The following is a 10267-nucleotide window of genomic DNA, read 5'->3' on the forward strand; positions in this document are numbered from 1 at the left end:
CGGCTCCGCTCTGGAGGACGGTCTGAATCTCCTGCCAGACCTCGTCGCCGGGCTGAAACAGCGAGAGGGTGCTTCCGAGCCTATTACGCGAGGAGGGGGTGAGCGCGTCGCGGCTGACGCGACCCTTCCACTGCACGTGTCTCAGGTGGTCGTAGTCAGGTAGCACGTCCTTGCGGTACTCGTAGTCGCTTACCACGGTGCCCACGAGGTACTCCCGCCGTGCGGGATCGTAGGTGACGATGTCGTCGCCTTTGGCGATGACGTGCCGGAACTTGTAAGCCATGCTTGCGGAGTTCGGGATGGCACCCGTTTTCACGTCTGGATCGGCGGCGACGCGTTCCTTGAACTCGTCGATCTCCCGCAGGTGGGTGAAATCGCCTGCACCTCGCCATCCCATGCCGACTACCCCGGCCTTATCGAAAGCAGGGGCGAGATATCCTCCCTCACCCGCACGGACTATCCAGAAGTTGCTCATATGAAGACCAGCGAAAGTTGATGGAGACGCTCAGTTCTGTGGCGGCAGGAAGATGTCGCGGAGTGGCGACTTCCGACAGGCCGGTCGCTGACAGGGCTGGTGGCCGGGATTGTGCCGCGGGAGAAGTCTGCATCAATCGTCCAAATCAACATCGAGGAGCATGCTGATGGATACTCGTCCGCTTGGAAGCACCGGGCCGCAGGTCTCCGCCGTCGGGCTGGGATGCATGGGGATGTCGGACCTGTACGGGCCGGCTGACCGCACCGAGAGCATCGCCACGGTGCACGCCGCGCTGGATGCGGGCATAAACCTGCTGGACACGGGCGACTTCTACGGCATGGGGCACAACGAGCTGCTGATCCGCGAGGCGCTGCAGGGCCGCCGCCGCGAGGACGTGCTGATCAGCGTGAAGTTCGGCGCCATGCGCGACCCGAAGAACGGCTGGGTAGGCTACGATGCGCGGCCCGCCGCGGTGAAGAACTTCCTCACGTATAGCCTGCGCCGGCTCGGCACGGACTACATCGACGTCTACCGGCCCGCGCGGCTGGACCCGGCGGTGCCCATCGAGGACACGGTGGGCGCCATCGCGGAGATGATCCAGGCCGGGTACGTGCGCCACGTGGGCCTCTCGGAGATGGGCGCGGAGACGATCCGGCGGGCGCACGCGGTGCACCCCGTCGCGGACTTGCAGATCGAGTATTCGCTCATCTCCCGCGGCATCGAAGGCGAGATCCTGCCCACGTGCCGCGAGCTGGGCGTGGCGATCACCGCGTACGGCGTGCTGTCGCGTGGCCTGCTCAGCGGCCACTGGTCGACGGACCGCGCCGCCGCGCCGGGCGATTTCCGCGCGCATAGTCCGCGGTTCAGCGGCGAGAACCTGGCGCACAACCTGGGTCTGGTGGATGCGCTCCGCGGCATCGCCGAAGCCAAGGGCGCCACCGTCGCGCAGGTCGCGATTGCTTGGGTGCTCGCGCAGGGCGGCGACATCGTCCCGCTCATCGGCGCCCGGCGCCGCGACCGGCTGACGGAGGCACTGGGGGCGCTGGACCTAGAGCTCTCGGCAGACGACCTCGCGGAGATCGAGCGCGCAGTTCCGGCCGATGCCGCGGCCGGCGACCGCTACGCCCCGCAGCAGATGGCGATGCTCGACAGCGAGCGGAAGCGCGGGTGAGGCAGAAGAATGCGAGGATATTCCGTCAAGCGTCTGATCCGATCGACAGGGAATCCGCGAAACGATTTCGCAGGATCTCGATCTTCTCGGCTATCAAAGCAGCGGTCCCTTCAGGGTTGATCCTGCGTGCCGACATGTCGTATGGGAGCCCGTAACGGTCAGCCCCGCAATTACAGGTGTCAGTCGCGAGGTCCACTTTGCTCTTGCAATGCCCACAAGCCCACACGGACCGCTCTCCACCGAGAAGTCCCTTCTTCTGGGAAGCAGGTATTTTCCTGAACGATGGTACGATAGCGTCGCGTAACCGTTCAAGGTCGGACAAGTCGTCTGCGGTATAGAAAGGTGGATTGCCGCGGGCGAGCAGGACTGCGCGGGCTCGCACCATGTGAGATTCGCTCGTGAGAAGAGACAGCAGGCGGGGAAGATCGATGAGGCCGGCATCACGCACAACGTCCTGGGCAAACGCGGCAGCAGGGTGGTCACGTTCGATGGCTTCGTACAGATGTGGCGCTGCGACCTCCGGCTGCATGCGGAAGAAGAATTCCTTGAACCGCTCGATCTGACTCTCTCGACCAGGCACCGGGGCGTTCTGAGCCTGCTCCCCCGCGAGCTTCAGTACGAGAGGTGCGATCTCATGCACTCCGTTGTCGAGAATGAAGTTCCAAGTTGCGTCGTTCTTTAGGTCCAGCTTGCCCGCCGCGGCTTCGCTCACCGTGTGCCGACGACGCACTGCATTCGAAACCTCTCTGGCCGAGATTGCGCCTGCGCGCGCTCTCGCGGGCGTGAGGTGTTCCGTATGGTGGCGAGCGCGAACGGGAGTGCCCATCGCGCTAACCATAAGCATCGACTTTGAACCGGCCGAAATCTCGTCATAGTCGATGTGCAGGCCTAGCAATGCGTTGGCACCTACGCGTAGTGCCTTGTACTCGATTGCTGCGAGCGCGCGCTCGCGGATCTGATCGAGCTTGCTCATATACGAGCGAGAATCCATCCCAAAAAAATCGCTCCAACTGGCGAGTACATCGGTGAAAAGTCCGGTGCCAATCACTATCTCAGCCGAGACGGGTTCGAGGTATTCCTCAATGGTCCATCCCTCTAGACTGGACGTCGTGGTAATCAGCATTCGGCGCTTCGTGAGCATGGCTGGAAACCGTGTTTGAATTTTGGGATGATTACACAGATGGTTGAATTCGGCTGTTGGATTCCCTCCGACTCTATAGGGTTCAAGCAAAGCGTTCAGCGCATCAGCATCTCCGGGGTGATCTGCGCGACGGAGGTGCAGCCGGCGAGGCCCATGGTGAGGTCGAAGTCGGCGAGGAGGTTGGTGATTACTTCGCGGACGCCGGCCTCGCCCGCGAGCGCGAGGCCGTACGCGTACGGGCGCCCAAGGCAGACGGCGGCGGCGCCCAGCGCCAGGGCCTTGAACACGTCCGCCCCGCCCCGGACGCCGCTGTCGAAGAGCACGGGAACGCGTCCGCCAGCCGCCTGCACGACCGAGGGGAGTGCGTCCAGCGCCCCCACGGCACCGTCCACCTGCCGGCCGCCGTGGTTGGAGACGACGATGCCGTCCATGCCCGAGTCCACCGCCATGCGCGCATCGTCCGGGTGCAGGACGCCCTTCAGCAGGATGGGCAGCTTCGTCATCTCGCGCAGGCGGGCGAGGTCGGCCCAGGTGAGCGACGGGCGCGAGTACGTAGCGACGAAGCGCTGCACGGCGGCCCGCGCGCGGCCCGAGCGCAGGTTGCCCACGAAGCCGCCAGGGTGCTTCCGCAGCATCTGCGCGAGGGTGCGGATGGCGGCCAGGTTCACGGGCGGCTTCGCATCTCCCGTGTCTTCCAGCGGGTGGTCGAGGCTGGCGAGGAAGACGGGGTCGCTCACGTACTGCGCGATGCCCTTGCCGCGCAGGAACGGCAGATAGCCGAGGTCGAGGTCGCGCGCCCGCCAGCCCAGCATGGTCGTGTCGAGCGTGAGCACGATGGCGTCGCACCCGCACGCCTCCGCGCGGCGCACGAAGCTGGCAACCAGCGCGTCGTCGCGGCTCCAGTAGAGCTGGAACCAGCGCGTCGCGGCGCCCATCTCCGCTGCGCAGGCCTCCATCGGGTACGAGGCCTGGCTGGAGAAGATCATCGGCACGCCGGTGGCCGCGGCGGCGCGGGCCACGGCCAGGTCGGCGTCGCGGTGCGCCATCTCCAGCACGCCGATGGGCGCCAGCAGCAGCGGTGACGGCAGCGTCTGCCCGAAGAGGCGGATGGACGTGTCGCGCACGGATACGTCGCGCAGCACCCGCGGCACGATGCGCCACCGCTCGAACGCGGCGCGGTTCGCGGTCATCGTGCCCTCGCTGCCCGCCCCGCCCGCGATGTACGCGAACGCCTCGCGCGACATGGCCTTACGTGCGGCTTCCTCCAGCCGCGCGGAATCCACCGGCACGGCCGGACGCTTGCCCGCGACGCCGCGCAGGTAGATGGCGCGCTGCCGCTCCCGTCCCACGTCCGCCCCAAGCCCTCGCCGCCCGTCGCTCATCTGCGCTCGTGTCCTTGGTCCGTGGATGATGTCCCGGCGCCGCCTTCGTCCCCCGTCAGCCCGCGTCGTGGCCGAGCGCGACCATCTCGGAGACGGTGACGAAGCGGTAGCCGCGCGCCCGCAGTCCGTCCACGATGCCCGGCACCGCGGCGCGCGAGGTGGCGCGGCTGGGATACATGACGTGCAGCAGGATGATGGAGCCCGGCCGCGTCCGCTCCAGCACGTGCCGCACGATGCCTTCCGGTGTCGCCGCCACCTCCGCGTACGAGTCCGGCTCCACGTCCCACGTGACCGTCGTGCGCCCGTGGCGGCTGAGGTACAGCGGGAGCGCGATGCCTTTCTTCCCGAACGGCGGGCGGAAGAGGATGGGCCGGTGGTATCCAGCCGCGCGAATCTGCAGGTCCGTCCGCTCGATCTCGCCGCGGATGAAGGCGGGGGGCTTAAGGAGCATCCGCGGGTGCGACCACGTGTGGTTGCCCAGCTCCTCGCCCGCAGCGACGAGCCGCCGCGCCAGGTCCGGGTGCCGTTCCGTCTCCGCGCCCGTGACGAAGAACGTGGCGCGGACGCCCCGCCGTTGCAGCATCGGCAGGACGCTGTCGATGCCCAGCGGCGTGGGTCCGTCGTCGAACGTGAGCGCGACGACCTTCTCGCGCGTCTCCACCCGCGGCACGATCCGCCCGAACGTCTGCCACGTCCGCGAGCTCACCAGCGTGTACGCGCCGATGAGCAGCAGGCACACGCCCGCGGCGGCGGTGAGCGCGACGATCCAGCGGTGCGAACGGAAGAAGCGCATTCGGTAGATGCGGGGGATCGGGAGATGCGCGGCGTGGGGTGAGTGTACGCACCTCCGCCACGTCCGACAACCGTCCGCCGATGCGTGACTGTGGCCGAGCAGCGGATGCGCGGCCTCGGATCAACCGCAGCTCCCGTTGCTGCCATGCACGCTCATCGACCGCCCACATCGCGAATCGGAGGATGCGGCCCCGTGACGATGCACGCTCGGTTGACGCGGCTTCGGGGCGGCGGGTATGATTCGCGCTCCATCGACCAGCGCCGTCGATCATCACAGCCGCGCGAGCGGCTTTTCGCCGTACATCTGCCGAGCCTTGAGCGAATCCGCGTATCCACCCGGCGAAGCCCCCGCCGACCCGCCGCCCATCGTGATCCTCTCCGAGCCGGAGGCGGAGCACGCGACGGCGGCCGAGGCGCAGAAGCCCGTCGTTCTGCCGCCGCCGGTGCGCCCCATCTGGCAGCACGTGATGCTGGCGACGTTCACGCTGGGGCTGTACCAGATCTACTGGTTCTACATCACCTGGCGCTACCTGAAGAACGTCCACGGCGTCCGCGCAACGCCGGTGCTGAGGGCGGTCCTCGGCCACATCTTCGCGTACAGCCTCTTCCGGCACCTCTTCGCCCTGGCGCGCGAGCGGGGCTATCCCGAGTCGCCGCCGGCGGGCCCGCTGGCCGTGGCGTACGTCGTCCTGCTGCTGCTCGGGCGGCTTCCCGGGCCCGCCAGCCTGGGTGCGCTCTCGAACGTGCTGGCGCTGCTGCCCGCGTTCGAGGCCGCGAACTTCATCTGGAGCCACGACGCGCCCGAGGTGCCGCCGCGCACCGGCTTCACGCTGCCGGAGACGATGGCGATGAGCTTCGGCGCGGCGATGATCTTCACGACCATCCTCGCCTACCTCGATCCCTCGCTGGCCGCGGCGCGCTGATCCGCGGCACCGCGCGGCAGCCGAACGGCGGTGCATGCTCACGGCGTGCGCCGCCGTACGTTTTTTGCATCGCGCCGAACCGGGTATGCACACGCCCCCAGCGCGCCCGCCAAGAACCTTGACGCTCCGCACGCCAGCCGGGCACCTTGCGCATACCGCCCGCGGTTTCCCCTCCACGTTCCAGCCCAGGAGGTGCTCATGGCGTCCGCCCCATCCTTCACAACGGACCGCATCCGCAACGTCGTGCTCGTAGGGCACGGCGGAGCGGGGAAGACCACGCTCATCGACGCGTGCTGCCACACCGCCGGCTCGTCGCGCCGCCACGGCAGCAGCGCCGACGGCACCGCGCTCACCATGTTCACCCCCGAGGAGATCTCGCACGGCATCTCCATGAACACCTCGGTGGCGTACGCAGTGTGGATGGACACCAAGGTCAACTTCATCGACACCCCCGGCTACCTGGACTTCCTGGGCGAGACCCGCGCCGGCGTGCGCGTGGCCGACGGCGCCATCTGCGTCCTCTCCGCCCCCGGCGGGGTGGAGGTGGGCACCGAGCGCGTGTGGGAGCTGCTGGAGGAGCGGGCGCTGCCCACCATCCTCTTCGTGTCGATGATGGACCGCCAGAACGCCGACTTCGAGCGCGTGTACCAGGACGTGCGCGAGCACCTGACGCCCAAGGCCATCCCCGTAGAGGTGCCCATCGGCAGCGGCGAGGGCTTCCGCGGCATCGTGAACCTCTTCTCGGACCGCGCGCACTTCTACAAGCACGGGACGCAGGCGGGCGAGTACGAAGAGGGCGACATCCCGGCGGACCTGCAGCCGACCGTCGACCGCTACTACGCCGAGCTGATCGAGACCATCGCGGCCACCGACGACACGCTGCTGGAGCATTACCTGGAGGGCGACACCATCACCCGCGACGAGGCGATCCACGCCCTCAAGCAGGCCATGCTGCGCGGCGAGCTGTTCCCGCTCTTCTGCGGCGCGCCCAGCCTGACCTGGGGCGTGCGCGCGCTGCTCACCAAGGTGGTGGAGCTGCTTCCCTCGCCGCAGGAGCGCCCCGCCGAGGCGGCCCAGGGCCGCGCAGGCACCACCGTGGAGCTGCGCAACCTGAACTCGGACCCGTTCTCCGCCCTGGTGTTCAAGACCACCAGCGAGCCGCACGTGGGCGAGCTGAGCTTCTTCCGCATCTACGGCGGGTCGGTGAAGAGCGGCGACGAGGTGTTCAACGCCTCGCGCGAGCAGCCCGAGAAGCTGTCGCACCTCTCCATCGCGCAGGGCAAGGAGCGCCTGGAGGTGGACGAGCTGCGCGCGGGCGACATCGGCGTGGTGGCCAAGCTGCGCGACACGCACACCAACGACACGCTCTCGGCCGCGGGCCACCCGCTCGTGCTGGACGGCATCGTCTTCCCCGAGCCGGACATCGCCGTGGCGGTGGAGTGCGCGACGCGCGGCGAGGAGGACAAGCTGTCCGTGGGCCTCCACAAGCTGCACGAGGAGGACCCCTGCTTCGTGGCCGAGTACAACCCGGAGCTGGGGCAGACCATCGCCCGCGGGCTGGGCGAGCTGCACCTGGAGGTCCAGCTGGAGCGGCTGAAGCGGAAGAACGGCGTGTCCGTGGTCGTCAAGGCGCCGCGCATCCCCTACCGCGAGACGATCAAGGCGGTGGCCGAGGCGCACGGGCGCTACAAGAAGCAGACGGGCGGGCGCGGCCAGTTCGGCGACGCGCACGTGCGCCTGAAGCCGCTCCCGCGCGGCCAGGGCTACCGCTTCACCGACGCCATCGTGGGCGGCGTGATCCCCGGCAAGTTCATCCCGGCGGTCGACAAGGGCGTGCAGGAGGCGGCGGTGCGCGGCATCCTGGCAGGCTTCCCCGTGGTGGACTTCGAGGCGGAGTGCTACTTCGGCAGCTACCACAACGTGGACAGCTCCGAGGCGGCGTTCAAGGTGGCCGGCTCCATGGCGTTCCAGCAGGCGGCCGAGACGGCGCAGCCCATCATCCTGGAGCCCATCATGCAGGTCGACGTGTTCACGCCCGACGAGTTCATGGGCGACGTGATCGGCGACCTGAACCAGCGGCGAGGCCACATCCTGGGCATCGAGTCCGCGGGGCGCAGCCAGGTGGTGCGCGCGCTGGTGCCGCAGGCCGAGCTGTACAAGTACTCGTCGGCGCTGCGGTCGCTCACGCAGGGACGCGCCACGCACACCCGCACCTTCCATGCGTACGAGGAGGTCCCCGCGCACGAGGTGCACAAGGTCGTGGAAGCGGCCAAGAAGGAACGCGACGAGGTCGCCGCGGCGAAGTAGAGCCCGGCTGGCTGGACACGACGACGGCGCGTCTCCCACGGGGAGGCGCGCCGTCGTTCGTGTACGCATGAGGAGAACACAGGACTTCGGTAAACGCGTGCGGAGCCCTTTTCGGACTCATCCGCCACCCGGCCGAGGCTCAGGCCGAAAGAGGCAGAGCGTCTGCCAGCGCGGCTCGCGCACGTTCGATCTCCGATGCGATCTGCCCCTCCGCAACCGGGCTTTCCACGATGACCGGAACCCATTCCGGGATCCAACGCGCGACGTCGAGGAAATCGTGGATCGGGCCGAAGGTCAGGCGAGTGTGCTTGCTGCTGGAGCCCACGTCGCTGATGTGGATCTGGCGAAGCCTGGCCGCGTGGAGCCGGAGGATGCGGTACGCTTCGACCATGGTGGGGTCGAACTGCCGTGCGTGCGCCAGGTCCAGGCAGAGCCCGGCCTCGGGCAGCCGTTCGAAGACCTGCCGCAGCTCCGCCGCGCTCCGCCCCACCGGTTTGCGCTTGTCCATGTTCTCGACGAGCAGCCGGCTTCCAAGTGCCCGCCATGCATCGTAATCGAACACCGCGTCCGGGTGCACCACGACGGGCCAGCCCCGATCCGCGAGCGAGGCGAGTAGCGAGAGTATGCGCGGCTCCTCGTCACGTGGGTACTTGCTCGGCGCGTGGACCGAGACGTGGCGGAACCGTTCGAGATCGAGGTCCGGCGCCGCAGCCACCAACCCGGGAAGCTCCGACAGCCGGAGCGCGGACAGCTCGACGGCCTCGACGCCCGCGGCCAGGAGCATATCTACGCCCCTCCGGAAGTCGCCGAGGGCAAGGGAGCCGGTGGAGAAGCCGATGACTCGCACTAGAAAACCCCGTACTTCGTGGTGAGTTGCGGGATGTGAGACCCGTTCTCCCCAAAGAAGATGCCGTCCAGCGCTGCCTGGAAATCGTGGCCTATCTGCCGGGCACGTACAAACGTAGCATCGTCCCGAGCTTCGGATCGCGCAAGTTCCTGGAGGTGCTCCCGAGCCTCGGTGTCGTCCAGCAGACGGAGGAAGGCGTCGTAGCTTCGGAAGAGCATCACGGCCGGTTCGGTCAGGCTCTTCCGCAAGGCGATGTGGGCGATGCGCTCCAACGGCGTCAGGGCGACGAGCGTCAGCAGGTGTTCGATGACCGCCTTCGACCGGTCGTCAGCTTCGGTGATCGACGGCTCTTCGTCGCAGCTGAAGCATGCCAGGAGACCAGACGCGTAGGTCAGCTTGCGCGACATGCGGAGCTTGATCGTCCGCAACGCCCAGCCTTCCTCGGCGCGATCGCGGCGCTTGTACGCGAAGTCGACCGCAACCGTTCGCCAGTACCTCGCCACGTCGTTTAAGAGAAAGCGGGGGACGGTCACCGTTCGCTCATTCCAACCGGCGTCTTCGTTGATGTACCTGTTGAGGATGCCGCGTATCACGCGCTCGTGAGCCTCGGCCGGACCCAGCGCGGCGGACTCCAGCAGGAGCAGAATCCGTTGTGTCAGGTTGCGATTCGTGTCGTCGCCGCCGCCGATCCGGTGAAGCAGTTCGTGGCTGAATGCGAGGCCTCCGAACGTAGCTTCCCGTCCCGGCCCTTTCTGATCCGCATCCGCCAGCATCGCCTCGACCCTGTGGGCTACGTCGAGATGTGTCGACGAGGCTTGTCCGTCGACCAGGAGCGTCCAGTCCGTGTCGCTTCCGCTCGTCACTTCGCCGCGTGCGAGCGAGCCGAACACCACCACGCTCGCATCCTCGGCCGGCAGCAGGTCCGAAACCAGTTCCGTGAGTTGCTGTTTGGTCCTGTCGGCGTGCTCGCGAGCCGAGTCGATGGCGGGCCATCGCTCTTCCGCTCGCGCGGCAAGCTCCCAAATCGGCGAGGCGGGTGGGTTCGGTTCCATCGTTCGTCCGGATGAGAGAAAAATCCCTGCCCCAATCTAGAAGTCTGTTGAAAATCGGGTGCTCAGAATCCGAGATCTGTGCTCACCGGCGATCTCGGGTCGGTCGTGCGAGTGGGGTTCAGATCGCTCGGATCGGCACGTCTGGAGTGTGACGGGAGCGTGTAGGGACGACGAATT

9 protein-coding genes are annotated in these 10267 nt (G+C 67.6%); 3 read left to right on the forward strand and 6 right to left on the reverse strand.

Annotated elements, in window-relative coordinates; translation table 11 throughout:
- Window positions 1–475, reverse strand: a 475-nt coding sequence (locus tag VFE05_14935; protein ID HET6231366.1) for a hypothetical protein, incomplete at its 3' end; no start/stop codon positions are given.
- A gap of 166 nt (window positions 476–641) precedes the next feature.
- Here VFE05_14935 and VFE05_14940 point away from each other — a divergent pair.
- Window positions 642–1646, forward strand: a complete 1005-nt coding sequence (locus VFE05_14940; GenBank protein ID HET6231367.1) for an aldo/keto reductase — start codon at window positions 642–644, stop codon at window positions 1644–1646.
- 25 nt (window positions 1647–1671) lie between these two features.
- Here the strand turns inward: VFE05_14940 and VFE05_14945 are convergent, their stop codons facing one another.
- The 3 genes from VFE05_14945 to VFE05_14955 form a co-directional block, all read right to left on the reverse strand.
- Entirely contained in the window at window positions 1672–2769 is a 1098-nt protein-coding gene (locus tag VFE05_14945; protein ID HET6231368.1) for a heavy metal-binding domain-containing protein, read from the reverse strand.
- Between the two features lie 113 nt (window positions 2770–2882).
- On the reverse strand, window positions 2883–4169 hold the full coding sequence (locus VFE05_14950) for a lactate 2-monooxygenase (protein HET6231369.1): 1287 nt from the start codon (window positions 4167–4169) through the stop codon (window positions 2883–2885).
- Window positions 4170–4224: 55 nt separating this feature from the next.
- Window positions 4225–4962: a polysaccharide deacetylase family protein gene (locus tag VFE05_14955; GenBank protein HET6231370.1), complete on the reverse strand. Its 738-nt coding sequence runs from the start codon at window positions 4960–4962 to the stop codon at window positions 4225–4227.
- Between the two features lie 313 nt (window positions 4963–5275).
- On the opposite strand from VFE05_14955, the gene VFE05_14960 reads away from it, so the two are divergent.
- The gene (locus VFE05_14960) at window positions 5276–5884 is read left to right on the forward strand and encodes a DUF4234 domain-containing protein (protein HET6231371.1); all 609 of its coding nucleotides are present in this window, start codon (window positions 5276–5278) and stop codon (window positions 5882–5884) included.
- A gap of 198 nt (window positions 5885–6082) precedes the next feature.
- Window positions 6083–8191 (forward strand): elongation factor G, encoded by a 2109-nt coding sequence (gene fusA, locus VFE05_14965; GenBank protein HET6231372.1) that lies wholly within the window; start codon window positions 6083–6085, stop codon window positions 8189–8191.
- A 139-nt stretch (window positions 8192–8330) separates the two neighbouring features.
- Here fusA and VFE05_14970 read toward each other — a convergent pair whose 3' ends face one another.
- Together VFE05_14970 and VFE05_14975 are read right to left on the reverse strand one after the other, a co-directional pair.
- Window positions 8331–8975, reverse strand: coding sequence for a TIM barrel protein (locus VFE05_14970; GenBank protein ID HET6231373.1), 645 nt, complete (start codon window positions 8973–8975; stop codon window positions 8331–8333).
- Window positions 8976–9037: 62 nt separating this feature from the next.
- Window positions 9038–10090 carry a nucleotidyltransferase domain-containing protein gene (locus tag VFE05_14975; GenBank protein HET6231374.1) on the reverse strand — a complete coding sequence of 351 codons (1053 nt, stop codon included), beginning with the start codon at window positions 10088–10090 and terminating at the stop codon, window positions 9038–9040.
- Window positions 10091–10267 lie beyond the last annotated feature (177 nt).

This window comes from Longimicrobiaceae bacterium (assembly GCA_035696245.1).
Lineage (GTDB): Bacteria > Gemmatimonadota > Gemmatimonadetes > Longimicrobiales > Longimicrobiaceae > DASRQW01.